Here is a 22,965-nt window from a genome sequence, read left to right as displayed (position 1 = left end):
GTTGAAAAGTATGAGAGGAGATGGGGACAAACCCGGAGTTTACTTTCCGTGTCACGGCACGGTCGCACACGTTCCTGTATTTGCCTGTAAATTGCACCCGTTGGCCAATCGGCTCCGCACTTCGGTGCAGCGAGCTTCGAGGAAGCAACGCGACGGAAAACATGGGTCCCGTACGCGTTGCGCGCAGGACCCATGCTGTCCGTCTCCACAAGTCACAACGAACGAATGGAGAAGCAAAGCATGATCGGCAACACCCCCCTGATACTCGCCATCGTCTGCGGCCTCGTGGCCGTCGGATACGGTTTCTGGGCCCGAAGTTGGATTCTCGCCAAGGACCCGGGCAACGCCCGGATGCAGGAAATCGCAGCCGCCATCCAGGCCGGCGCATCGGCCTACCTCGCCAAGCAGTACACCACCATCGCGGTGGTCGGCGTCGTATTGGCCATTCTCATCGGCATCTTTCTCGACGCGACCACGGCCGTCGGCTTCGTGGTGGGCGCGGTGCTTTCGGGCGCCTGCGGCTTCATCGGCATGAACGTGTCGGTGCGCGCCAACGTGCGCACCGCGCAGGCGGCCACGCAAGGCATCGGCCCGGCGCTGGACGTCGCGTTTCGCGGCGGCGCCATCACGGGCATGCTGGTGGTGGGGCTGGGGCTTCTGGGCGTCTCGGTCTTCTATTGGTTTTTGGCGGGCAACGGCAACCTCACGCCGGACCGCAGCCTTTCGGCCATTCTCAATCCGCTGATCGGCTTCGCCTTCGGCTCCTCGCTGATCTCGATCTTCGCGCGGCTGGGCGGCGGCATCTTCACCAAGGGCGCCGACGTGGGCGCCGACCTGGTGGGCAAGGTCGAAGCCGGCATTCCGGAAGACGACCCACGCAACCCGGCCGTCATTGCGGACAACGTGGGCGACAACGTCGGCGACTGCGCCGGCATGGCGGCCGACCTGTTCGAGACCTATGCGGTCACGCTCATCGCCACCATGGTGTTGGGCGCGCTCATGGTGGCGGCGGCGCCGGTCAACGCGGTGCTGTACCCGCTCGCACTGGGCGGCGTGTCGATCATCGCGTCGATCGTCGGCTGCTTCTTCGTCAAGGCCTCGCCGGGTATGGTCAACGTGATGCCGGCGCTCTACAAGGGCCTGGCGGTGGCGGGCATCCTGTCGCTGATCGCGTTCTGGTTTGTCACCAGCTGGATCATTCCGGACAACGCCATCGCCCCGAGCGGCAGCCAGCTCAAGCTGTTCGGCGCCTGCTTCGTGGGCCTTGCGCTCACCGCAGCGCTGGTGTGGGTTACCGAGTACTACACCGGCACGCAGTACAAGCCGGTGCGGCACATCGCGCAGGCCTCCACCACGGGCCATGGCACCAACATCATCGCGGGCCTGGGCGTCTCGATGCGTTCCACGGCCTGGCCGGTGATCTTCGTCTGCATTGCCATCCTGGCCTCGTACGCGCTCGCAGGGCTCTACGGCATTGCCGTGGCTGCCACGTCGATGCTGAGCATGGCGGGCATCGTGGTGGCGCTCGACGCCTACGGCCCCATCACCGACAACGCCGGCGGCATTGCCGAGATGAGCGAACTGCCCGACAGCGTGCGCGCCGTGACCGATCCGCTCGATGCGGTCGGCAATACCACGAAGGCGGTGACCAAGGGCTACGCCATCGGCTCGGCTGGCTTGGCCTCGCTGGTGCTGTTTGCGGACTACACCCACAAGCTGGAGAGCTTCGGGCTGAACATCAGCTTCAACCTGAGCGATCCGATGGTGATCGTCGGCCTCTTCATCGGCGGGCTGATTCCCTATCTGTTCGGCGCCATGGCCATGGAAGCCGTGGGCCGGGCTGCCGGCGCGGTGGTGGAAGAAGTGCGCAGGCAGTTCCGCGAAATCCCCGGCATCATGGAAGGCACCGGCAAGCCTGAGTACGGCAAGGCTGTGGGCATGCTGACAGGCGCGGCCATCAAGGAAATGATGATCCCCTCGCTGCTGCCGGTGGTGGTGCCGATCCTGGTCGGCCTGCTGCTCGGGCCCAAGGCGCTGGGCGGCCTGCTGATGGGCACCATCGTCACAGGCCTGTTCGTGGCCATCTCAATGTGCACAGGCGGCGGCGCATGGGACAACGCCAAGAAGTACATCGAAGACGGCCATCACGGCGGCAAGGGCTCCGAGGCGCACAAGGCCGCAGTCACCGGCGACACAGTGGGCGACCCCTACAAGGACACGGCCGGCCCGGCAGTCAACCCGCTGATCAAGATCATCAACATCGTCGCGCTGCTGATCGTGCCGCTGGTGGTCAAGTTCCACGGCGGCGATGCGGCGGCGGCCATGCCGCACAAGGTTGAAGCGCCCGTGGCGGTCACCGCGCCCGCCGCTCCTGCACCCGCGCCTTCGGCTCCGGCTCCGGCTGCTCCGGCCGCGTCCGCAACGCCGCCGGCAGCCGTGGCTTCAGGCGCAGTGAAATGAAAGCCAAGATCTGATGCCTTCCGCGGAAAGACTCGAAGCCTTTATTGCCGCCGTCGAAAGTGGCGCGCATGCCAAGGCCATCGAAAACTACTACACCGAAGACGCAACCATGCGTGAGAACCAGGCCGAGCCCCGTCGCGGCCGTGCCACGCTGGTTGCGCACGAGCAGGCGATGTTGGAACGAACCGAATCCGTCGTTTCGACCTGCGTGCGCCCCGTGCTCGTGAACGGCGACCACGTGGTGATCCGGTGGGTGTTCGATTTCCGCTTCAAGGGCGGCAGGACCATGCGCATGGAAGAGCTCGCCTGGCAGCGCTGGGCGGGCGACCGCATTGCCGAGGAAGAATTCTTCTACGACCCGGCGCAGGCCAAGCCGGCTTGATCGGCCGATCTGCCGCTACCTAGCCCCTGCCTGACCGCTACCTGGAGCTCTCGGCGGCGACGGCGCGCACCAGGCGCGTGGCCGGTGCAACCAGTTGGCTCAGATCGCCGGCCCGGTTCTGCTCGATGGCCTGGAGCACCAGCTCGTTGATGCCGCCCACCACCGTCATGGCCATTTCGCTGGTGAGGTGTGCCGCGGGGCCGCCCTGCGCGTTGCCGCCGCTGCCATTGATGGCCAGCTGGATGAAGCTGGCAATCTCATCGTTCACCCGGCGCCGCGCCGCCAAGCCTGGCATTCCGAGCCCTAGTATCTCGATGAACAGCGTACGCAGCAGCACCGGGTCCTGCGCAAGATAGTCGAAGTAGGCGGTCATGGCCCGCTCCACCTGCGCGTGCCACGGATGCGCCGGATCGAAGGCCTCGCTCACCGCCCGCAGCGCCAGCTTGCTGGCAGCCTCGTACAGGGCAATCAGGCATTCCGATTTGGTCGCGAAGTGCTCGTAGAAGGTTCGGCGCGAAACCGCCGCTTCGCGCACGATGTCGGCAATGGTTGTCTCCGCGTAGCCTTTGGCCGCTACGGCGCGGGCCATGCCCTCCAGCAGGCGCGAGTAATGCTCGTGCACCGGCTCTCCCGAAGGGCCGGCAAGGGCTGGTTTTTCAATCGCGATGCTCATGAGGGTACATTTTCCTACGCCTTGGTACTTGACGGTACCAGCAGATGTGCGCACTATTCAGGCAACCGGTACTGACGTGTACCAACCCACTCTCCAGAGGATTGCTTTCATGACCGAGCTTGTGGTGCGCCGCCTTCTCATCGATCTGCAAACGCCGTTCGGCCGCAACTGGTGCGGGGGCGATGCATTCTCCACCGCCTTCTTCAACGCCTTGTCGATGAGCTTTCCGTTCGGCGAGCAGTTCTTCATCGATGCCGTGCGCGACACCGTGGCCACGCTGCCGGCGGAAGCGCAAGAAAAATACCGTGCCGAGGTGCGCGGCTTCATCGGGCAGGAAGCCACGCACCGTCGCATCCACACCCTCTTCAACGGCCACCTCGAAGCGCAGGGCCTGAAGGACGGCTGGACGGCCCGTGCTGCCAAGCGAATGGAGCTGATGGAAGGCGCCGATCCTCGCCACGCGCTGGCCGTGACCGCGGCGACTGAGCACTTCACTGCCATGTTTGCCGAATGGCTGCTGGGCCACCCTGAAGTGCTCGACGGCGCCGAACCTCGGCTGCTGACGATGTGGCTCTGGCATTGCGCCGAAGAGCTGGAGCACAAGTCCGTCGCCTTCGACATCTACAAGGCCGCGCAAGGTTCGGACGCGTGGCGCACGCGCTGGTTTCGCCGCGTGACCGTGATGTTCCTGGGCGACCTGCTGCACCAGACGGTCGACAACCTGCGCCATGAAGGGCAGCTGTGGAAGTGGGCGACCTGGAAAAGCGCCGCGCGCATTCTGCTCAGCAGAGGCGGCTTGCTGCGTGGAAATTGGAGCGCCTGGCGCAGTTACTTCCGCGAAGACTTTCATCCGGCGCAGCAAGACAGCAGCCTTTCGGCGCGCTGGCTCGAAAACAACCGCGCGCAATACGCCGCCGTGGGCGCGGCACCCGAAGCGGCCGGCGCGGCTCTTCAGTAGAAGCTGGCCCGGTGCGTGGGAGGGGTGACAGCCGGCCGCTGCTCGGGCCGCATCGTCAAGTCGTGCAAGGTGTCGAAGTCCGAGGGAGCATCGGGAACACGCATCACGGCTTCCAGCTCATTCAATGAGGCAACCCACTGGCCCGCGGCCGACTCGGCGGGCTCGTCGTTGGCAAAAGTGCCGTCGCGGATGTACAGGGTTTCGTTGTCGGGGCGTTCGGCGTGCAGCTCGATCAGGCGCGCAATCGAGAAGTTGTAGGTCACCAGCTTCTCGCGGGTGTTGCGGTCCTTGCCGCCGCAGTTGAACGAGCCTTCGGCTGCAATCACGATGCAGGAGCCCTCGACGCCGCTGTCGACATGGCTGCCGGTGCGCCAGATGGCATTCGGAAGCCGCACCCGCACCTTGTCGATCACCAGGTCGCGCTGCTTGTTGAGGCTGCCGAGCGGCGGCACCAGCGAGCGCAACTGCCGAAGGCGTTCGGCAAAGGTGTTGTCCATGAAGAACTCGACATGGTGCGTCGCGCTGCCGGACGAGCGCCTGACCACCTGCATGACGACATGACGTGATTTATTCATTGCAGGTCCTTCCGCACATTGCCCGACGCCGGGCGCGCCTATACAAAATCATTTGCCGTCGACTACAAATTAGAACTTTTTATTGACTGCAATTACTTGCATCAATTGTGTCTAACTGTATATCCAATACCGCAAATAGGGAAGGAAATCTGCACCGGCGGTGCTCGGGCATGTCGCCAAAAAGACGCTCAGCCCTGCTAGCCGAGCGCCGCCAGATTATTCGAGCGACTCGTCCAGCGCCTTGCACGAAGGCGCGCAAACGGTTTGCGACTTGCCGAGCACCTGGCGGGTGCGCAGCTGCGAGCGTACGCGGTGCTTGCCGCACATGAAGCAGGACATGGTTGCCCCGCTGAAAGACGCGGACGCACGGAACGGCGACCCTGGTGCTTTCGATTTGTAACGCAAGCCATCGGCCACGACGGCAGTCTTCACCTCAGCTTTGGCCATCGGCTTTGTCCTTTTTGGGTTCGGTATTACGCATGGCCCGTGCGATGACTTCTCTGGCGCGGACTTCGGCTGCAAGTGCCGCGTCCAGCGCCGAGCGGCACAGGCCGGCGTGTTGATAGTTGATATTTTCGTACACCTCGGCGGCAGCGGGATAAGCGTCGAGCAGGCGGCCCAGATCGGCGCCCGGTTCAACGTCGCTGAATTCGTGCACGAGGTGCTCGACCACCGAGCGGTACTGCTCCGCCCCGACGGGAACGGTGCTGTGCTCGAGCCGTTCCAGCAGTTGAGCCAGCACGTGGGTCACTGCCAGATCGGTCTTGGGAGACGGATTTTGGGTCGTGTTCATGGAGTCCATCTGGGGGCAGCATACGCTTTATGCAAGTGCCTCCTCCCGTGCAGGTGTTGCCTCGGGGGTCGCCTCATGCGCGGCCTGCAGGCGCCGCAGCAGGCTGTGCAGCATTTCGGTCGAAAGCCCATGGATAACCAGCCGATGTCCCGCCCGCAAGGTGGAAAGCGGCACCAGTGGGTGCTTGTTGTTGACCAAAATCAGGTGCTCCGGAGCGCCCAGCACCGTCGCGGCGTAGATGCCGATGGTTTCGTCCAGCTGCAGGGAGTTGGCTGCTCGCCAAAAGTCGTTATCGGTCAACATCAACTGATAAAGCGGCGTAAAGAGTTCAATGGCGCTCTGCAGGTCGAGAAAATTCAGTTTGCCTTGCGGCATGTCCGAAAGCCGCAACCCAGGGTCCTTGATCATCGAAAAGTCGACATTCGGCGCCTTGCCGAGAACCATACCCTTGTCGCGCAGCGCTTGGTTCAGGCGGATCACGAAATTGAACAGGTTCAGATCGTGCTTCAGGAATGTCTCGTCCCTGAGTGCGTCGATATCGGCAGGCTCCAGCGGCGAGGTGCCCACCGGCGCGGGGGAATTGCGGCCAATGAAGCTCAGCACCTGCGAACCCAGATGGAAGTGCCGCAGGATCAGCCAGTTCGCCTCCGGCGACACGAAGCGCTTCAGCCCCCAGGCCAGCAGGTTGTGCAGCATCTTCGAATGCGACCAATTGCGCGGCACGAACACCTTCACTACCTGGATCAGGATGATCGTCAGCCGCGCCACCGGCCGCAGGAACGGCAGAAGGTACTGGCGCGAGCCCGAACTCGAATCGGCGAGCCATGCGGCCTTGACCTCGTCGGGCAGCGGCGTGCTCTGGTCGAGATAGAGGGCGAGCCATGGGCTGGGGTCGCGCTCATCGTGGCCCTGCTCGAGAAAATCAGGCGTTCGGCTCATGTGACATTCGCTCCGTGATGTGCTGAAACTGCATCAAGTACAGCGCGGCCGTGTGGCGCGCCGTGTCGATGATCTGCCGGGCTGCGCGGCCCTGCCCTTTGGTGCCTTGGCCGTCCTTGTCCGCTTCCACAGCCATCACCATCTCGACGGCGGCGAGCCATCGGTTCAGGTGGTTCTCGTCGTTGTGGCCGTGGTACTCCAGAAAACGGAACGCATCGGGCGGCAGCTTCAGGCCGGCCTTGATCAGCGGAAGCAGCGCCGGCACGATGCGCTGGCCGGTGCCTTCGATGATGTAGATCGCGCCAAGCAGCCCGATGGGGTCGCGCGTGGCCGCCAGGCCGTGCAGGTAGGCGTTGAGTGCCTCCCCACCGGGGTTGCGGCGCAACTCGCCGATCTCGGCCACGGTGCCGCCAGCCTTCCGGTAGTCGCTGAAAAGAATGTTGAAGTCGTCCTGCTCTTCGCCCGCGTGCACGTCGATCAACGCGGCAAGCGTCTTGTAGGGCCCCGTCAGCGAAGCGGCGCCTTCGCGCATCCAGCGGCTGCCTTCGCGCACCTGCGGAACCCACTGCTCCATCCAGTTCAGGTAATCGGGCAGCGCGAAGCGGCGCTCGCGGATCTGGCGGATCAGAGGCGTGCGCCAGACGTTGGAGCGATAGTCGTGCCAGATGCCGGCCAGCTCGGTCAGCAGCGCGCCCAGGCCTTCAGGCGCGGCGGCGGGATCGTGCGGCGGCGCAATCGCCGTCTCGTCGTCGGCGGGTGCGGGTTCGGCGGCCGCGCGTGGGCTGGGCACCGCCTGCAGCGGCGCATCCGCCGCCTCGACCTCCAGCAGCATGTAGGCAGCCATGAAGCGCCCCGACTCCGGCACGTAGCAGAAGATCTGCTCACCGGGCTTCAGCGTCTTGGTGTGCAAGAACTCCGACAGCATGATCAGGATCGACGCCGCGCCGGTGTTGCCGCGCCAGGCCAGGTTGCTCCACCACTTCTCGCGGGGAATGGCAAGGTCGGCCTTGGTCATCAGGTCTTCGACCACGGGAATGAATTTTTCCGACGAGTAGTGGCACAGGAAGTGATCGACCCGCTTCGGATCGACCCAGCCATCGCGCACCAGCGTCGCGTATTCGTGAATGCCGATGTCGAACAGGTGCGGCAGAAGGCGAATGTCCTGCCGCAGCGACAAGGCACCGGCCGCTTCCGCCTCGGCCCAGGAGCCGTAGTCCAGATGCCCGCGCGCACGGTCTTCGGTCAGGCCCAGTTGCATGCACACCGGGTAGTCGCCCGAGAACGCGCGCTGGTGCACCCATTTCAGCCGCAGGCGCAGCCCGGGGTTGCCGGCCAGCCCCGGCGCGCCGTCGGAGAGCAGCAGCGCGCCCGCGCCGTCGGAAAGCATCCACCGCAGGAAGTGCGAATCGAAGTCCGTTTCATAGCCACGCGCCGCGAAGCGCGAGCGCTTGAAAAGCCGCGACGGCATTTCGCTGGCCACCGCAAGCGCGCTGCGGTGCGCGCCCAACTCGATGCCTTGCGCGGCCGACTGGATGGCCGACACGCCCGCGGCGCAGATGCCATGCACCGACAAGGTCTCCATTGGCGCTGCCGCCAGTTCGCCCTGGATCATGTTGGCAAAGCCCGGCATGAGCGTGTCGCCGCCCGACGAACCGCTGGCCAGCAGCGAAACGCGCGACAGCTCGGCCCCGCCGCGCTGCAGGCAATCGCGGATCGCGCCCGCCGCCAGCTGCGCATTGGTTTCACGCGTCATGCCCTCCTCGTCGATTGCGTAGTGCCGCGTGAGAATGCCGTTCTCGGCCAGGATGCGCCGCTTGATGCGCTCCGACATGCGGTTGAGCGGCGCGATGTAGGCGTCCATGCGCTCGTTGGGAATGGGCTCGCCGGGCATGTAGTAGCCGGCGCTCTCGATATAGACGCGTTGAAATGGAACAGGCATGGTTCAGAGGGTTGAAGACTCGGGCGGCACGAAAGGCACGGAGGACATCAGCGAGCGGCTGCGAAAGCGCGGCCACAGCGCTCCCAGCACGAACACGCGAACCATGTAGGGCACCAGTCCTTGCTCGTTGAGTGCGGGATCGACCCGCGCGCGGTAGTGCGTGCGGTGCAATTGCGTGAGTTCGGACCAATGGACATGCGGGTTCTCGTGATGTGCGGTGTGCAGGCCGATGTTGAACAGCAACGGGTTCACCAGCCCTTCGAAATTGCGTGCGTAGTTCAACCGGGTACCCGCGGTATCGCGCCGCGCCTCCGCACTCGCCTCTGCCTTCGGTGTGGGCCTGCATCCGTCCGCATGCGCGTGCTGCAGATAGTTGGTGGCCAGCAGCCAATGCAGCCCGTGCAGTTGCGGCACGATGACGAACAGCAGCGCCTTGCGCCAGTCGAGCAGCAGCAGCGCGCTCCAGCTCCCGAGCCAAAGCGCGTATTGCGCCATGCAATAACGCCAAGGCCCCGGCTGGTGCCTTCGAAGCCGCCCGAGCCAGCCCAGGAACACGGGCACCAGCACCCACACCGTCTGGAACGGATGCAGCAAGTACCCGCGCAAGTGGTTGGTATCGCCGCCGAAGCGGTAGGTGCGCGCCACGTCCTGCGGCCCATGTCGGTGGCGATGGTGGTTGGCCACGTGCGCGGGCCAGAAAACGAAAGTCGGGTGCCCCTGCAGCAGCGTGATCCAGAAGTCGGTGAGCCGGTTCATGCGCCGCCCGCGCCACATGCGCAAGTGCACGTGGTTGTGGTGGATCACGCCCACGCCCAACGTCAGAAACAGCATCAATCCATAGAGCAGCACGGCAAAGCCATGCACCCACTGCCATGCCACCAGCGCCGGAAGCACCACCAGGTAGGCAAGGCTCTGCCAGTCGCGCCAATGGCGCAGGCGTGCCGGCCGGCGCAGCGCGTCAGGCCGGCGTGCCATGCTGCTGTTGGCGTTGCTGCTTGTCTTGAAAAGCCTGGAACTGCGGCTCGGCCGCATCGGCGGCGATGCGCGTGCCGAACAACCGGTCCATGAAAGTGAACTGGAAGCCGTAGTTGCCGCCGTGGCAGGCGTGGTGCAAATGGTGCCGACGGCTCGCGGCGAACCAGTGGCTGTAAGACACCCCGGGAAAAAAGTCGTAGTTCGAGTGGCCGATGCTGTTGAAGAACAGGCTGAACAGCGGCACCGAGGCAAGCGACCAGAAGCTGAAGTCGTGCAGCAGCATCGGCAGCAGGATCACGTTGCCGAGCATCGCCGCCTCGATCGGGTGAAAGCTGTACGTGGCCCAGGGCGTTGTCACCACCGAGCGGTGGTGCGGCCCGTGAAAACGCCGCAGCCACCGCATGTGCAGCACGCGATGGTTGAACCAGAAATGCACGTCGTTCCAGACCGCGAGCACCACGATTTCAAGCGCGATCTGCCGCCAGCCCGCATCCGCGTCGAGCCGCGCCCAGCCCAGCTGAAGCAAGCCCCACGGAAACACCATGCCCAGCCCGAAAACCAGCACCGAAACGCCCGACTGCGTCAGTTCGCGGCGCAGTTGCCCCGGCTGCAGCGGGCGCGGATCGAGCACCCGCCCGATTCCGAGCGCCGGCAGCACCCGACGGGTCAACAGCCAATTGAGCGCGCCAAACCCAAGGTAGATCGAGCCGAAAAACGCCAGCCCCCAGCACATCACCTGGAGGGCGGACAAATTTGTAAAGGTTTGCGCCATCCCCCGAGGCTACAGCAGCATTTCAGGAACCAGAGGCGCAATGATCATGTTGTGGAGCCGTTGGAAGAAGGTCGACTCCGGCTCCGAGGTCAGGATGACTTCCTTTTCCCCGTCGCTCGTGAGCCACTGCAACGTGCCGGTGTCCTTGGCAAGGCGCAGGCGGTACGAGTTCTGCAGCTTGCTGATGTTGATGACGCGCAGCATCTCGCGCGCCAGCTGAGGGCTGTCGACCACAAGGCCCATCTCGGTGTTCTGGCTCGCCGAGCGCGGATCGAGGTTCATCGAGCCGATGAAGATGCGCGTCTTGTCGATGGCCGCCGTCTTGGAGTGCAGCCGCCCGAGCGATTTGCCGAACATGCCGAAGCGCTCGCCCGCGGTGGTGCGCTGCGGGCTCAGTTCGTACAGGTCGGCCCCGCCCTTGAGCAACCGCTCGCGGTAGCGCGCGTAGCCGGTGTGCACCAGCGGTTCGTCGTTGGCGGCCAGCGAATTGGTGAGCAGCGTGAGCTTGACGTTGCGCTTGGCGAGGTCTTCGAAGGCCGCCATGCCGCGCTCGCCGGGGACCAGGTACGGCGAGGTCAGGTCGACCTGGATCTTGGCGTTCATCAACAGCGTCCAGACCTGCATCGTCACGCTGGTGGCAATGGCCTCGTCCGCCGTCATGGTGGTCGGCTTGGTGGGCGGGTCGGCAATGGCTCGGGCCTCGCCCCACAAAAGCCCCATGCGGCCGCCGTCGAGCTCTTCGGCAATCGGCCCGTAACCCAGGATGTCGGAGGGCGGCAGCACGATCTTCGGCGGCGCCGCCGCCATGCCGATCCACGCATCGAAGTCCGCGGTGGTGGGCGTGCGCCTGCCCTCGCCCCGCACGATGTCCGCCACGGGCCAGACCTGCTTGCTGTTCCAGTAGGCATCGAAGATCGACTCCAGCTGCGGCAGCACCTTGCCCACCACCAGCGCGTCCATGTCGATGAAGTTCTGCGCCTCGCTCAGCACGAAATACTCGTCGGCGATGTTGCGCCCGCCCACCACCGCCATCACCCCGTCGGCGATGAAGAGCTTGTTGTGCATGCGGTGGTTGAGCCGCCCGATCTCGTGCGGCGACGCCGCGAAGCGCGACAGGAATCCGTTGCGCCCGCAGCAGAACGGGTTGAACAGCCGCACGTCCACATTGGGCGTCTGCGAAAGCGCAAGCAGCAGCTGCTGGCTCCTGGCCGTGTAGAGATCGTCCACCAGCAAGCGCACTTTCACCCCGCGCGCCGCCGCTTCGCGCAGCGAGCGCATCAGCAGCCGGCCGGTGGCGTCGTTCTCGAGCTGGTAATACTGGACCACCAGCGAACGCTGGGCACGCTGCGCCAACTGGATGCGCGCGTCCAGCGAATACACGCCGAGCGGCATCAGCCGGAAGCCCGAATGCTCACCGGGCGGCGTCGAGGCCGCCACGATCTTCGAGAGCGTTGTGGAGGGGTCGGCCGCGTCTGCAGTTACCGCCGCCCGCTCGCGCGCCGGCGGCAGCGACCCGCAGGCACCCAGCGACGCGATCATCACGCCCGCAAGGCAAATTCGAAGGAGTCGAGACCAGGCATTCATGATGGTGGATCGGTGTTCTCTTTGGTTTTCTTTGGTTTTTCTTGACTGCTGCCGGGTATACGCTGGCCGGCGCCTGCCGGTTTCATTCGGGCCATCTTTAAATGCTCGCCCATCCTAGAATTCGCTTCACACCTGTTCGGAGTTACACCATGGCAAGACCGATCCTCTCACGCATCGCACTGATGTCGGTCGCCGCCGCAATGGCGCTCCCCGCCAGCGCCGCCCTCGATATCGGCGACCCGGTACCCAAGTTCACCGCCAATGCCGCGCTCGGCGGCAAAACCTTCCGCTACTCGCTGGCTGAAGCCTTGGCCAAGGGGCCGGTGGTGTTGTACTTCTTTCCCGCGGCCGACTCCAGCGACTGTTCGATCGAGGCCCATGCGTTCGCCGAAGCCATCGACCAGTTCACGGCGCTGGGCGCCACCGTCATCGGCGTTTCGGCCGACGACATCGACACGCTCTCGAAGTTCTCGGTCAAGTCGTGCCAAAGCCGCTTTCCCGTGGCCTCGGACGAATCGAAGACGGTAATCAACGGGTTCGACGCCCTGATGCAGACGCGGCCGGACTTTGCCAACCGCCTCTCCTATGTGATTGCGCCGAACGGCACGGTGGCTTACTACTACCAGAACCTGAATCCGGACAAGCACGTGGAGCGCATGCTCAATGCAGTGCGGGCGCTGCCGCGCCCCGGCGCACCAAGATAGCCCGGGGCTGCCGGCGGGTTTGCGCGGCTTCGCGCAAAATCCCGTTCCATGCAACTCAACTTCATCGCCAACGCCGACGTCCCGTCTTCCTCAGGCCGCACCCTTCAGGTGCTCGACCCCTCCGATGGCCAACCTTTCGACGAAATCCAGCGCAGCAATGCCGCCGACATCGACTCCGCCGTGCGCGCGGCGCGCGATTGCTTCGAGGGCGTCTGGCACAAGGTGAGCGCGGCCGATCGCGGCCGCCTTCTCTACAAGCTTTCGCAGAAGATTGCCGAGCACGTCGACGAGTTGGCCCTGCTCGAGCAGCGCGACTGCGGCAAGCCCGTGAAGCAGGCGCGTGCCGACGCGGTGGCGCTGGTGCGCTATTTCGAGTTCTATGCCGGCGCCTGCGACAAGCTGCACGGCGAGACGATTCCCTACCAGGACGGGTACAGCGTTTTCACCTGGCGCGAGCCGCACGGCGTCACGGGCCACATCATTCCCTGGAACTACCCGATGCAGATCTTCGGGCGCAGCGTGGGCGGGGCCCTGGCGGCCGGCAATGTGTGCGTGGTGAAGCCGGCCGAAGACGCCTGCCTTTCCTTGATCCGCGTGGCGCAGCTTGCAGCCGAAGTCGGCTTTCCGGCCGGTGCGCTCAACATCGTGACGGGCTATGGCCACGAGGTGGGCGACGCGCTCGCGCGGCATGAAGGCATCGACCACATCAGCTTTACCGGCAGCCCCAAGATCGGCACGCTTATCCAGCAGGTGGCCGCCGAGCGGCATTGCCCGGTGACGCTCGAGCTCGGCGGCAAGAGCCCGCAGATCATCTTTGCCGACGCCGATCTCGACGCGGCCATTCCGGTCATCATCAACGCCATCGTGCAGAACGCCGGCCAAACGTGCTCCGCGGGTTCGCGCGTGCTGATCCAGCGCGGCATCTACGAGCCGCTGCTCGAGCGCCTCGGCCACGCCTTCGAGGCCCTGCGCGTCGGCCCCGCGGCGATGGACCTCGACGTGGGCCCGCTGATCCGCCAGACCCAGCAGCAGCGCGTGTGGGACTTTCTGAGCGACGCCCAGGTGGCCGGCATCCCCATGGTGGCCCACGGCGTCGTGGTCGACGAAGCGCCCGAAACCGGCTTCTACCAGGCCCCCACCCTGCTGCGCGACGTGCCGGTGAACCACCGCCTCGCGCAGGAAGAAGTGTTCGGCCCGGTGCTTGCCGCAATGCAGTTCGCCGATGAGGACGAAGCGGTGGCGCTCGCCAACGCGACGCAGTTCGGCCTTGTTGCCGGCATCTGGACAGCAGACGGCGCACGCCAGTTCCGCATGGCCAAGCGGGTGCGCAGCGGCCAGGTGTTTATCAACAACTACGGCGCGGGCGGCGGTGTGGAACTGCCGTTCGGTGGAGTCAAGTCGTCGGGCTACGGACGCGAAAAGGGCTTTGAGGCGCTCTACGGCTTCACCACCCTCAAGACCGTCGCCATCAAGCACGGTTGAAGGCCGGGCCGGCCGGGTCGTGGCGCAGGTCTACCCCAGCGCCGTGTCCAGCAGCATCATCAGCACGAAGCCGAGCATCAGCCCGCTGGTCGCAAAGCTTTCGTGCCCCTTGCGGTGCGACTCCGGAATGATCTCGTGGCTGATGACGAACAGCATGGCGCCGGCCGCGAAGCCCAGCCCCCACGGCAGCAGCAAGACGGAGTGGCCGACCACGGCGGCACCGAGCACCGCACCAAGGGGCTCGACCACGCCTGAAACCATTCCGATGAAGACGGCGAACCCGCGCCTGTAGCCCGCCGCCAGCAGCGCCACGGCCACCACCAGGCCTTCGGGCACGTCCTGGATTGCGATGCCAGTGGCCAGCGCGTCGGCGCGCAACCCGTTGCCGGCCGCATAGCCGACGCCGATCGCGAGGCCCTCCGGCAGGTTGTGCAGTGCGATGGCAAACACGAACAGCCAGGTGCGCCGCAGCCTGTGCGCGGTCTGGCCCTCCAGGCCCTTGATGAAATGCTCGTGCGGCAGCACGCGGTCCAGCAGCATCAGCGCGATGCCGCCGAGCAGGATGGCCGAGCCCAACACGCCGCCGGCGGCCCAGCTGCCGCCGCCGAACATTTCCGCCTTTCGCGCCGCCTCCAGGCCGGGAATGATCAGGGAGAAGGCGCAGGCGGCCAGCATCACACCGGCGCCGAAACCGAACAGCGTGTCCTGCAGCCGCTCAGGAAGCTTCTGGGAGAACAGCACGGGCAGCGTGCCCAGCGCAGTGGCCAGCGCCGCTACCGAACCGCCCAGTAGAGCGCTCCAGACCACCGGGTCGGCGCGAACGAACTCGCAAAACCGGAAGGCCAGCGCAAGCGCGCCGGCAGAGACGATTGCCAGACCGATCCATTGGCGTGCCGAGAGATCGGTGCGCTGCATGTAAAGCACGATTGCAAGCTCCTTGTGTTGAAAGAGCCCTTTGCGTCCATTCGAGTGCTGCGTACTCAGGCACCTGGATGATAGTAATTCTCAACAACGGCGTCCAGCACGCGCTGGGCGCGCTGCGCAAAAGGCGCCATGCACAAGCACTTGGCACCATGGCCCGATACACTGCCCCGCTGCACTTTTTTCGAGGAGACACAGCGTGCGCGTCAAGGACAAATCCATCATCGTGACCGGTGCCGGCGGCGGCATCGGCGAAGGCATCGCCAAGCGGCTCGCGGCCGAAGGCGCCCAGGTGCTCGTGAACGACATCAACCCGGCAGCCGGCCAGCAGGTGGTCGAAGCCATCCTGCGCGACGGCGGCAGGGCCTCGTTCTTTGCGGCAGATGTCACGCAGTCGGCACAGGTCAAGGCCTTGGTCGAAGCCGCGGTGGAGCGCCACGGCAAGCTCGACGCCATGGTCAACAACGCCGGCTGGACGCACCGCAACCGCCCTGCCCTCGAGGTTGGCGAAGACGAGTTCGACAAGTGCTACGCGGTCAACGTGAAGAGCATCTATCTGGCCACCGTGCACGCGGTGCCGGCGTTCCGCGCCAACGGCGGCGGCTCGTTCATCAACATCGCCTCCACGGCCGGCGTGCGTCCGCGTCCGGGGCTCACCTGGTACAACGGCTCCAAGGGCGCCGTCATCACGACGAGCAAGTCGCTGGCCGCCGAGCTCGGCCCCGACAACATCCGCGTGAACTGCATCAACCCGGTGTTCAACCCCGACACCGGCCTGGCCACCGAATTCGCAGGCGGGCCGCTCACCGAAGAGCGCAAGGCCAAGTTCCGCGCCACCATTCCGCTCGGCCGCTTCTCGACGGCGCTCGACGTGGCCAACGCCGCGCTGTACCTCGCGAGCGACGAGGCCGCGTTCATCAGCGGCGTGTGCATCGAAGTGGACGGCGCGCGCTGCGTCTAGCAGCCCTGCCGAGTAGCCCTTTCCGGCTCGGCCCATCGCCGATGGAGTAAATTGGCCGCTGTCCCATGAACAGCAAAAGCACCACCGTCATTCCGCTCTCCGAAATCGGCCGCGCGCGCCCGGCGGTTTCGGTGCCGGAGATTGCCGTTCCCGCCACGGGCCACCTGCTCGACCGCCTCGGCCGGCCGCTGACCGACCTGCGCATCAGCGTGACAGACCGCTGCAACTTTCGCTGCAGCTACTGCATGCCGAAAGACGTGTTCGACAAGGACTACCAATACCTGCCGCACAGCGCCCTGCTGAGCTTCGAGGAAATGACGCGGCTCGCGCGGCTTTTTGCAGCCCACGGCGTGCGCAAGATCCGCCTCACCGGCGGCGAGCCGCTGCTGCGCAAGAACATCGAGGGGCTGATCGAGCAGCTTTCCGAGCTTCGCACGCCGGCCGGCGAGCCACTGGCGCTCACGCTCACCACCAACGGCTCGCTGCTGCGGCGCAAGGCGGCAGCGTTGGCGGCTGCCGGCCTGCAACGCGTGACGGTAAGCCTCGACAGTCTCGACGACACAGTGTTCCGCCACATGAACGATGTCGACTTTCCGGTGGCCGACGTGCTGGCCGGCATCGAGGCGGCGCTGGCCGCCGGGCTCGGCCCGATCAAGGTGAACATGGTGGTGAAGCGCGGTACCAACGAGCAGGAAATCCTGCCGATGGCGCGCTACTTTCGCGACAACCACGGCGGCAAGGTCGTGCTGCGCTTCATCGAATACATGGACGTGGGCGCCACCAACGGTTGGCGCATGGACGAGGTGCTGCCTTCGGCGGAGGTCATCGCGCGCATCGGCGCCGAGTTTCCGCTGGTGCCGCTCGAGGCCAGCGCGCCCGGCGAAACCGCGCAGCGCTGGGCCTATGCCGACGGCGGCGGCGAAGTAGGCGTGATCAGCAGCGTGACGCAGGCCTTCTGCCACGACTGCAGCCGCGCGCGCCTGTCCACCGAGGGCAAGCTCTATCTCTGCCTTTTTGCCAGCGCGGGGCACGACTTGCGCCCGCTGCTGCGCGGCACCGCCACCGACGAGGAGATCGCCTCCGCCATCGGCCACATCTGGCAGGGTCGCGCCGACCGCTATTCCGAACTGCGCGCGCTTCGCGGCCCTGAAAGCGCCGAGCACGACACCAACGACAAGGCGCCGCGACGCGTCGAAATGAGCTACATCGGCGGATGACCCCACAGACACAAGAACCCATTTCCCCCAGCGAGATCACCGGCCTGCTGCTGGCCGGCGGCCGCGGCACGCGCATGGGCGGCATCGACAAGGGCCTGCAGAACTTCAACGGCTCGCCGCTCGCAATGCACGCCGTGCTGCGGCTGGGCATGCAGGTCGGCGAGGTGATGATCAATGCCAATCGCAACCTGGCCGCCTACGAGTCCTTCGGCGTGCCGGTGTGGCCCGACAGCCTGGCCGACTACGCGGGTCCGCTCGCGGGCTTTTTGACGGGCCTCGAGCGCTGCGAAACGCCTTACCTGTTGACCGTGCCTTGCGACACGCCGCTGTTCCCGCTCGACTTGGCAAGCCGCATGGCCGAGGCACTGGTTGCCGACAACGCGGAAATCGCCATGGTCAGCGCCCCCGAAGCCGCCGCCGAACCCGGCGCGGCGCCGGTGCTGCGGCCGCAGCCGGTGTTCTGCCTGCTACACACCGCGTTGCTCGAAAGCCTGGTGAACTTCACCCAGTCCGGTGGCCGCAAGATCGACGCGTGGACCGCGCAGCACCGCACCGTGCTCGTGCCCTTCGACCGGCCCGGCGATGCGCCCGATGCTTTCTTCAACGCCAATACGCTGGCCGAACTGCACGCGCTAGAAAGCCGATGAGCCGCATCGCCGACATTGCCGCCGCCCTTGCGGGCTATGACCCCCAGGCGCTGAGCGTCGACGGGGTCCAGGCCTTCCTGGCCCAGCTCGTCGCCCAAGCCGTGGTCTCCGAACGCGAAGAAGTCGGCGTGCGCGAAGCGCTCGGCCGCGTGCTGGCCGAAGACATCATCTCGCCAGTCAGCGTGCCTCCGCACGACAACTCCGCCATGGACGGCTTTGCCTTCGATGGCGCCGTCCTGCGCGACGATGCGCCCATCGACGCATCGATCGATCTGCGCGTGGTGGGAACCGCGCTGGCCGGCGCGGCGTGGCGCGGCTCATTGGGTGCGGGCGACGCGGTCCGCATCATGACGGGCGCGGTCATGCCCGAAGGGCTCGACACCGTGATTCCGCAGGAGTTCTGCAAGGTCGACGGCGACCGCGTGAGCTTTCCGGCCAAGGTGCTCCGCCGCGGCGACAACCGCCGCTTCGCGGGCGAAGACCTCATGCAGGGCCAACCGGCCCTGAAACGTGGCGAGCGCCTGTCGCCCGCAGCTCTGGGCATGATTGCGAGCCTCGGCCTGCCTTCGGTTTCCGTGCTGCGGCGCCTGCGCGTGGCCTACTTTTCGACTGGCGACGAAATCCTGAGCCTTGGCGAACCGCCGCGCGAAGGCGCCGTGTACGACAGCAACCGCTACACGGTGTTCGGCCTGCTCACGCGGCTGGGTTGCGAAGTCATCGACCTGGGCCTGGTGCGCGACGACCCCGCCACGCTCGCCGCCACGCTGCAGCGCGCCGCCAGCGAGGCGGACGCCATCATCACCAGCGGTGGCGTGAGCGTCGGTGCCGCCGACCACACGCGCGCGGTGATGCAGCAGCTTGGCGACATGGCGTTCTGGCGGGTTGCCATGCGGCCTGGTCGGCCGATGGCCGTCGGGCTGATCCCGCGCAACCAAACCTCTTCATCGCAGCCGGGCGCAGCCGTGTTGTTCGGGCTGCCTGGCAATCCGGTGGCCGTGATGGTCACTTTTCTTGCGTTCGTGCGGCCTGCACTGCTGCGCATGATGGGCTGCCACGACATTGCCGCCGCGCCGCGGCCGCTGCTGCGTGCACGCAGCGTGGGCGCTATCCGCAAGAAGCCAGGCCGCACCGAATACCAGCGCGGCTTCGTCACGGCCGTGGCCGGCGCCCTGCCCGAGGTTCGCATCGCTGGCAACCAGGGTTCGGGTGTGCTGAGTTCGATGGTCGAGGCCAACGGGCTCGTGGTGCTGCACCACGATCAGGGCAGCGTGGCCGCGGGCGATGAAGTCGACGTGATGATGCTCGAGGACTAGTCCGGTCCGGATCCGGCCTAGATCCGGCCGAGGGCCTTGTCCACGCCCTTGTTCGCAAGCATGTCGGCGCGCTCGTTGCCCGGATCGCCCGAGTGGCCCTTGACCCACCGCCATTCGATGACGTGGCCACCCTCCGCCACCAGCTTGTCGAGCTTTTGCCAGAGCTCCACGTTCTTTACCGGCTGCTTGGTCGAGGTGCGCCAGCCCTTGGCTTTCCAGCCGCGGATCCATTCGGTGATGCCCATGCGCACGTATTGGCTGTCGAGATAAAGAATGACCTTGCATGGCCGCTTGAGGGCGGCCAGGCCCTCGATCACGGCCGTGAGTTCCATGCGGTTGTTGGTGGTGTTCAGTTCGCCGCCGAACAGTTCCTTTTCGGTGGCGCCCGACTTGAGCCACGCGCCCCAGCCACCGGGGCCCGGGTTGCCCTTGCACGCACCGTCGGTGTAGATCACGACTTCGTTCAAAACTTTCTTTTCCTTCTTCTTTCAATCGATCATTGATTCAATCATTCGGCGTGGTCGGCCTTGTGCACCTTGCCGGCCAGGGGCACCGGCGCTGTGGCGCGGGCCGCGGCGGCGCGGCGCCATTCGGCCCCAAGCAGTCGCATGCCGCGCACCCGCTTGACGGCCACCAGGAAATACACGGCGCCAAAAATGGGCCACCAGCGCTCGCCGGCGGTGTCCATCCAGCGGCAGCGCTCGAGCCATGCCTCGCTGCGCACCGCGGGGCGGTACACGCCAAACCGCCCCGACTCCACCTCGAAGCTCAAGAGCCGCAGCCAGTCGCGAATGCGCCAGTAGCCGATGAACTCACCGCCCTCGGGCAAGAAGAGTTCGCCGAAGCCGAGCTTGCGATACAGGTGCGCGCGGCGCTGCCGCATGCCCCACAGGCTGGCCGGGTTCAGTCCGCAAATCACCACGCGGCCTTCGGGCACCAGCACCCGCTCCACCTCGCGCAAGGTGGCGTGGGGGTCGGGGCTCAGCTCCAGTGCGTGCGGCAGCACCACCAGGTCGAGACTATTGGCCGCGAACGGCAGCGCCGCAAAGTCGGTGAACAGCGCGGCCCTGCCGGGTTGCTGCAAGGGGTCGCTCAAGGCGAGCCAGCGGTGCGGCATGCGGTTGGCGCGCAGTCCGTCGATCTCGGCGGCGCCCAGCTGCAGCGCGTGATAGCCGAAGACATCCGCCACGGCTTCGTCGAACTGGGCCTGCTCCCACGCCAGGAGGTAGCGGCCGGGGGGGGTCGCGAACCAATCCTGCAAACCTATAATTTGACCGCTCATGACCCTTGTTCCGCTGCCCGCCTTCGCTGACAACTACATCTGGATGCTGCAGGACGGGTCCAACGCGATCGTGGTGGACCCGGGCGACGCTCAACCGGTATTCGACGCGTTGACGCGCGACAAGCTGCAGCTCGCCGCGATTCTAGTCACGCACCACCACCCCGATCACACGGGCGGCGTGGCCGCGCTCCATGCGGCAACCGGCGCGCCGGTCTTCGGCCCCGCGCGCGAGCGCATCCCCGAACCCTTCACGCCGCTTTCGCATGGCGACAGCGCCGAAGTGCTCGGGCTGCGCTTCCAGGTCATCGATGTGCCGGGCCACACGGCCGGCCACATTGCCTACTTCTTGCCCGCACACCAGGGCCAGGCGCCGCTGCTGTTTTGCGGCGACACGCTGTTCTCCGGCGGCTGCGGCCGCCTGTTCGAAGGCACGCCGGCGCAAATGCTGGCTTCGCTCGATGCGCTTGCAGCGCTGCCCGGCGACTCCCGCGTGTGTTGTGCGCACGAATACACACTTGCTAACCTGCGTTTTGCCCAAGTGGTGGAACCCGGCAATGCCGATCTGACTCAGTACACCGCGCATTGCGAAAGCCTACGCGCGCAGGGGCAGCCCACGCTGCCTTCGCAATTGGCCACCGAACGCCGAATCAACCCCTTTCTTCGCAGCCGCGAAGCCACTGTCCTTAGAGCGGTGCGCGAGCACGCCGAGCTTTCCGCGAATGCGGGCGAAGCCGATGTGTTTGCCGCACTGCGCCAATGGAAAAACGACTTCCGATGAAATTTATCGCTGCTGCCTGCCTTGCAGGCTCACTGTTGCTCGCGGGCTGCGCGGGCACCACCACGGCCCCCTCTTCGTCCGGCACTTCCGCCCCATCCACCGCCACCACCGGCGGCACCGCCTCCAAGGTGGCCGGCAGCGCGGCGCCCGTCTACCCGGGCGGCCCTCTCACTCCCATCACCAGCAGCGAAGCGCATTCGCAAAGCGTCGTCACGCTCGCACCGCCCGCAGACATGTGGGACCGCATCCGCCGTGGCTTCAAGATGCCCAACCTCGAGAGCGACCTCGTGCGCGACCGCGAGCAGTGGTATGCCAGCCGGCCCGACTACATCCAGCGCATGACCGAGCGCTCGAACAAGTACATGTTCCACATCGTCGAGGAACTCGAGCGGCGCAACATGCCCACCGAACTCGCGCTGCTGCCTTACATCGAAAGCGCATTCAACCCGCAGGCCATTTCCAGTGCGCGCGCCGCGGGCATGTGGCAGTTCATGCCGGCCACCGGCACCGACTTCGACCTGAAGCAGAACATCTTCCGCGACGACCGCCGCGACGTGGTGGCATCGACCCGCGCCGCGCTGGACTACCTGCAAAAGCTCTACCGCATGTTCGGCGACTGGCAGCTTGCGCTGGCCGCGTACAACTGGGGTGAAGGCAGCGTGAGCCGCGCCATTGCCAAGAACCAGCGCCTGGGCCTGCCCACCACCTACAGCGATCTTTCCATGCCGGCCGAAACGCGGCTCTACGTGCCCAAGCTGCAGGCCGTGAAGAACATCGTTGCGAACCCGCAGGCGTTCAACACCGAGCTGCCGCTGATCGCCAACCACCCGTACTTCCAGACCGTGACGCTCACGCGCGACCTCGACGTCGAGCTGGCGGCCAAGCTGGCCGACGTTCGGCTCGAAGACTTTCGCGCACTGAACCCCGCCGCGCACAAGCCGGTGCTGCTTGCTGCCGGAACGCAGCAGATCCTGCTGCCCTGGGACAACGCAGCCGTGTTCCAGCGCAATTTCGACGCCTATTCGCAAGGCCAGTACGCCAGCTGGACGGCATGGGTGGTTCCCAACACCATGACGGTGGCCGATGCCGCCCAGCGCTCGGGCATGAGCGAGGCCGATCTGCGCGCGCTCAACAGCATTCCGCCGCGCATGCTCATCAAGGCGGGCTCCACGCTCATCGTGCCGCGCGGCGCCCGCGTGAAAGAAGACGTGACGGCCGTGGTCGCGGACAGCGGACACCTGAGCTTCCAGCCCGAAATTGTCAACCGCCGCACCACCATCAAGGCCGGGCGCAACGACAGCGTGGCCAGCATTGCGCGCCGCTACAAGCTCGCGCCCTCCAACGTGGCCGAGTGGAACGACGTCAAGCCCAACCACGCATTCAAGCGCGGCTACAGCGTGGTCGTGTACCTGCCGGTTCGCGCCGCTCCCGCGGCTCGCGTCGGATCTGGGGCAGGCCCGGCTCGCGGCCGCGCCACCGCAAGCGCCAAGCGCGGCGGCAGCGCGGTAAAGGCGACTGCCGCGCGCGGCAGCAACGTGGCGAAGTCGAGCGGCAAGCAGCAGGTCGTGCGCGAAAAGCGCGGCGGCACGCCGGCAAAGAAGAAGCGCTAA

Annotated in this window: 23 protein-coding genes; 11 read left to right on the top strand and 12 right to left on the bottom strand. The window is 65.9% G+C overall.

Translation table 11 applies throughout. From position 1 onward, the window contains the following. Positions 1-240: 240 nt before the first annotated feature. Together V9K97_RS01640 and V9K97_RS01635 are read left to right on the top strand one after the other, a co-directional pair. Positions 241-2,460: a sodium-translocating pyrophosphatase gene (locus V9K97_RS01640; protein ID WP_337316026.1), complete on the top strand. Its 2,220-nt coding sequence runs from the start codon at positions 241-243 to the stop codon at positions 2,458-2,460. Between the two features lie 13 nt (positions 2,461-2,473). Continuing rightward, a complete protein-coding gene (locus V9K97_RS01635) occupies positions 2,474-2,842 on the top strand; it encodes a nuclear transport factor 2 family protein (RefSeq protein ID WP_337315926.1) in 369 nt (122 codons plus the stop codon). Positions 2,843-2,879: 37 nt separating this feature from the next. On the opposite strand, the gene V9K97_RS01630 is transcribed toward V9K97_RS01635, so the two are convergent. Then, positions 2,880-3,515: a TetR/AcrR family transcriptional regulator gene (locus tag V9K97_RS01630; RefSeq protein WP_126746486.1), complete on the bottom strand. Its 636-nt coding sequence runs from the start codon at positions 3,513-3,515 to the stop codon at positions 2,880-2,882. A 109-nt stretch (positions 3,516-3,624) separates the two neighbouring features. Between V9K97_RS01630 and V9K97_RS01625 the strand changes: the two genes are divergently transcribed. After that, complete coding sequence (locus V9K97_RS01625) at positions 3,625-4,473, top strand: metal-dependent hydrolase (protein WP_337315925.1); 849 nt, start codon at positions 3,625-3,627, stop codon at positions 4,471-4,473. Here V9K97_RS01625 and V9K97_RS01620 read toward each other — a convergent pair. The 8 genes from V9K97_RS01620 to V9K97_RS01585 all read right to left on the bottom strand — a co-directional run bounded on the left by V9K97_RS01620 (position 4,467) and on the right by V9K97_RS01585 (position 12,050). Next, positions 4,467-5,048 (bottom strand): hypothetical protein, encoded by a 582-nt coding sequence (locus tag V9K97_RS01620; RefSeq protein ID WP_337315924.1) that lies wholly within the window; start codon positions 5,046-5,048, stop codon positions 4,467-4,469. The genes V9K97_RS01625 and V9K97_RS01620 overlap by 7 nt on opposite strands. Before the next feature lie 216 nt (positions 5,049-5,264). Beyond that, a complete protein-coding gene (locus V9K97_RS01615; protein ID WP_012747462.1) occupies positions 5,265-5,495 on the bottom strand; it encodes a hypothetical protein in 231 nt (76 codons plus the stop codon). Continuing rightward, the gene (locus V9K97_RS01610; protein WP_126746489.1) at positions 5,482-5,850 is read right to left on the bottom strand and encodes a hypothetical protein; all 369 of its coding nucleotides are present in this window, start codon (positions 5,848-5,850) and stop codon (positions 5,482-5,484) included. Before V9K97_RS01610 ends, V9K97_RS01615 begins: the two co-directional genes overlap by 14 nt. An 18-nt stretch (positions 5,851-5,868) precedes the next feature. After that, on the bottom strand, positions 5,869-6,780 hold the full coding sequence (locus tag V9K97_RS01605; RefSeq protein WP_337315923.1) for a DUF6999 family protein: 912 nt from the start codon (positions 6,778-6,780) through the stop codon (positions 5,869-5,871). Beyond that, the gene (locus tag V9K97_RS01600; protein ID WP_337315922.1) at positions 6,764-8,719 is read right to left on the bottom strand and encodes a beta-ketoacyl-ACP synthase III; all 1,956 of its coding nucleotides are present in this window, start codon (positions 8,717-8,719) and stop codon (positions 6,764-6,766) included. Before V9K97_RS01600 ends, V9K97_RS01605 begins: the two co-directional genes overlap by 17 nt. Positions 8,720-8,722: 3 nt before the next feature. Then, positions 8,723-9,694 (bottom strand): fatty acid desaturase family protein, encoded by a 972-nt coding sequence (locus tag V9K97_RS01595; protein WP_337315921.1) that lies wholly within the window; start codon positions 9,692-9,694, stop codon positions 8,723-8,725. Next, entirely contained in the window at positions 9,678-10,466 is a 789-nt protein-coding gene (locus V9K97_RS01590; RefSeq protein WP_337315920.1) for a sterol desaturase family protein, read from the bottom strand. The genes V9K97_RS01595 and V9K97_RS01590 overlap by 17 nt, the downstream gene beginning before the upstream one ends. Before the next feature lie 9 nt (positions 10,467-10,475). Continuing rightward, entirely contained in the window at positions 10,476-12,050 is a 1,575-nt protein-coding gene (locus V9K97_RS01585) for a phospholipase D family protein (protein WP_337315919.1), read from the bottom strand. Between the two features lie 149 nt (positions 12,051-12,199). Between V9K97_RS01585 and V9K97_RS01580 the strand changes: the two genes are divergently transcribed. Next, positions 12,200-12,754, top strand: a complete 555-nt coding sequence (locus tag V9K97_RS01580) for a peroxiredoxin (RefSeq protein ID WP_258505954.1) — start codon at positions 12,200-12,202, stop codon at positions 12,752-12,754. Between the two features lie 48 nt (positions 12,755-12,802). Further along, positions 12,803-14,236 (top strand): aldehyde dehydrogenase family protein, encoded by a 1,434-nt coding sequence (locus tag V9K97_RS01575; protein WP_258505952.1) that lies wholly within the window; start codon positions 12,803-12,805, stop codon positions 14,234-14,236. 30 nt (positions 14,237-14,266) lie between these two features. Here the strand turns inward: V9K97_RS01575 and V9K97_RS01570 are convergent, their stop codons facing one another. Further along, on the bottom strand, positions 14,267-15,151 hold the full coding sequence (locus tag V9K97_RS01570; protein WP_258508389.1) for a ZIP family metal transporter: 885 nt from the start codon (positions 15,149-15,151) through the stop codon (positions 14,267-14,269). A gap of 205 nt (positions 15,152-15,356) precedes the next feature. Between V9K97_RS01570 and V9K97_RS01565 the strand changes: the two genes are divergently transcribed. The 4 genes from V9K97_RS01565 (at position 15,357) to moeA (ending at position 19,295) form a co-directional block, all read left to right on the top strand. Then, positions 15,357-16,118: an SDR family oxidoreductase gene (locus tag V9K97_RS01565; RefSeq protein ID WP_337315918.1), complete on the top strand. Its 762-nt coding sequence runs from the start codon at positions 15,357-15,359 to the stop codon at positions 16,116-16,118. A gap of 65 nt (positions 16,119-16,183) precedes the next feature. Then, positions 16,184-17,335, top strand: coding sequence for a GTP 3',8-cyclase MoaA (gene moaA / locus V9K97_RS01560; protein WP_337315917.1), 1,152 nt, complete (start codon positions 16,184-16,186; stop codon positions 17,333-17,335). Then, positions 17,332-17,982, top strand: coding sequence for a molybdenum cofactor guanylyltransferase MobA (gene mobA / locus V9K97_RS01555; RefSeq protein ID WP_337315916.1), 651 nt, complete (start codon positions 17,332-17,334; stop codon positions 17,980-17,982). The genes moaA and mobA overlap by 4 nt, the downstream gene beginning before the upstream one ends. Further along, on the top strand, positions 17,979-19,295 hold the full coding sequence (gene moeA / locus V9K97_RS01550; RefSeq protein WP_337315915.1) for a molybdopterin molybdotransferase MoeA: 1,317 nt from the start codon (positions 17,979-17,981) through the stop codon (positions 19,293-19,295). The genes mobA and moeA overlap by 4 nt, the downstream gene beginning before the upstream one ends. Before the next feature lie 17 nt (positions 19,296-19,312). On the opposite strand, the gene rnhA is transcribed toward moeA, so the two are convergent. Then, positions 19,313-19,762, bottom strand: coding sequence for a ribonuclease HI (rnhA, locus tag V9K97_RS01545; RefSeq protein ID WP_126746501.1), 450 nt, complete (start codon positions 19,760-19,762; stop codon positions 19,313-19,315). Between the two features lie 41 nt (positions 19,763-19,803). Further along, positions 19,804-20,577, bottom strand: coding sequence for a class I SAM-dependent methyltransferase (locus V9K97_RS01540; protein ID WP_337315914.1), 774 nt, complete (start codon positions 20,575-20,577; stop codon positions 19,804-19,806). On the opposite strand from V9K97_RS01540, the gene gloB reads away from it, so the two are divergent. After that, a complete protein-coding gene (gloB, locus tag V9K97_RS01535) occupies positions 20,576-21,355 on the top strand; it encodes a hydroxyacylglutathione hydrolase (RefSeq protein WP_337315913.1) in 780 nt (259 codons plus the stop codon). The genes V9K97_RS01540 and gloB overlap by 2 nt on opposite strands. Continuing rightward, on the top strand, positions 21,352-22,965 hold the full coding sequence (locus tag V9K97_RS01530; protein ID WP_337315912.1) for a transglycosylase SLT domain-containing protein: 1,614 nt from the start codon (positions 21,352-21,354) through the stop codon (positions 22,963-22,965). The genes gloB and V9K97_RS01530 overlap by 4 nt, the downstream gene beginning before the upstream one ends.

The sequence above is a fragment of the Variovorax sp. CCNWLW186 genome, assembly GCF_037203865.1.
In the GTDB taxonomy this organism is placed as follows: domain Bacteria; phylum Pseudomonadota; class Gammaproteobacteria; order Burkholderiales; family Burkholderiaceae_C; genus Variovorax.
Note: the sequence above shows the minus strand (reverse complement) of the source record. Positions and strands in the feature narration are given on the sequence as shown.

Coding starts and splice junctions, on each gene's coding strand:
- V9K97_RS01580 (WP_258505954.1), top strand. CDS start 12,200: ATGGCAAGACCGATCCTCTCACGCATCGCACTGATGTCGGTCGCCGCC.
- V9K97_RS01530 (WP_337315912.1), top strand. CDS start 21,352: ATGAAATTTATCGCTGCTGCCTGCCTTGCAGGCTCACTGTTGCTCGCG.
- V9K97_RS01605 (WP_337315923.1), bottom strand. CDS start 6,780: ATGAGCCGAACGCCTGATTTTCTCGAGCAGGGCCACGATGAGCGCGAC.
- V9K97_RS01615 (WP_012747462.1), bottom strand. CDS start 5,495: ATGGCCAAAGCTGAGGTGAAGACTGCCGTCGTGGCCGATGGCTTGCGT.
- V9K97_RS01640 (WP_337316026.1), top strand. CDS start 241: ATGATCGGCAACACCCCCCTGATACTCGCCATCGTCTGCGGCCTCGTG.
- V9K97_RS01575 (WP_258505952.1), top strand. CDS start 12,803: ATGCAACTCAACTTCATCGCCAACGCCGACGTCCCGTCTTCCTCAGGC.
- moaA (WP_337315917.1), top strand. CDS start 16,184: ATGAACAGCAAAAGCACCACCGTCATTCCGCTCTCCGAAATCGGCCGC.
- V9K97_RS01585 (WP_337315919.1), bottom strand. CDS start 12,050: ATGAATGCCTGGTCTCGACTCCTTCGAATTTGCCTTGCGGGCGTGATG.
- moeA (WP_337315915.1), top strand. CDS start 17,979: ATGAGCCGCATCGCCGACATTGCCGCCGCCCTTGCGGGCTATGACCCC.
- mobA (WP_337315916.1), top strand. CDS start 17,332: ATGACCCCACAGACACAAGAACCCATTTCCCCCAGCGAGATCACCGGC.
- V9K97_RS01570 (WP_258508389.1), bottom strand. CDS start 15,151: ATGCAGCGCACCGATCTCTCGGCACGCCAATGGATCGGTCTGGCAATC.
- V9K97_RS01540 (WP_337315914.1), bottom strand. CDS start 20,577: ATGAGCGGTCAAATTATAGGTTTGCAGGATTGGTTCGCGACCCCCCCC.
- V9K97_RS01620 (WP_337315924.1), bottom strand. CDS start 5,048: ATGAATAAATCACGTCATGTCGTCATGCAGGTGGTCAGGCGCTCGTCC.
- V9K97_RS01595 (WP_337315921.1), bottom strand. CDS start 9,694: ATGGCACGCCGGCCTGACGCGCTGCGCCGGCCGGCACGCCTGCGCCAT.
- V9K97_RS01600 (WP_337315922.1), bottom strand. CDS start 8,719: ATGCCTGTTCCATTTCAACGCGTCTATATCGAGAGCGCCGGCTACTAC.
- gloB (WP_337315913.1), top strand. CDS start 20,576: ATGACCCTTGTTCCGCTGCCCGCCTTCGCTGACAACTACATCTGGATG.
- V9K97_RS01630 (WP_126746486.1), bottom strand. CDS start 3,515: ATGAGCATCGCGATTGAAAAACCAGCCCTTGCCGGCCCTTCGGGAGAG.
- V9K97_RS01625 (WP_337315925.1), top strand. CDS start 3,625: ATGACCGAGCTTGTGGTGCGCCGCCTTCTCATCGATCTGCAAACGCCG.
- V9K97_RS01590 (WP_337315920.1), bottom strand. CDS start 10,466: ATGGCGCAAACCTTTACAAATTTGTCCGCCCTCCAGGTGATGTGCTGG.
- V9K97_RS01635 (WP_337315926.1), top strand. CDS start 2,474: ATGCCTTCCGCGGAAAGACTCGAAGCCTTTATTGCCGCCGTCGAAAGT.
- V9K97_RS01610 (WP_126746489.1), bottom strand. CDS start 5,850: ATGGACTCCATGAACACGACCCAAAATCCGTCTCCCAAGACCGATCTG.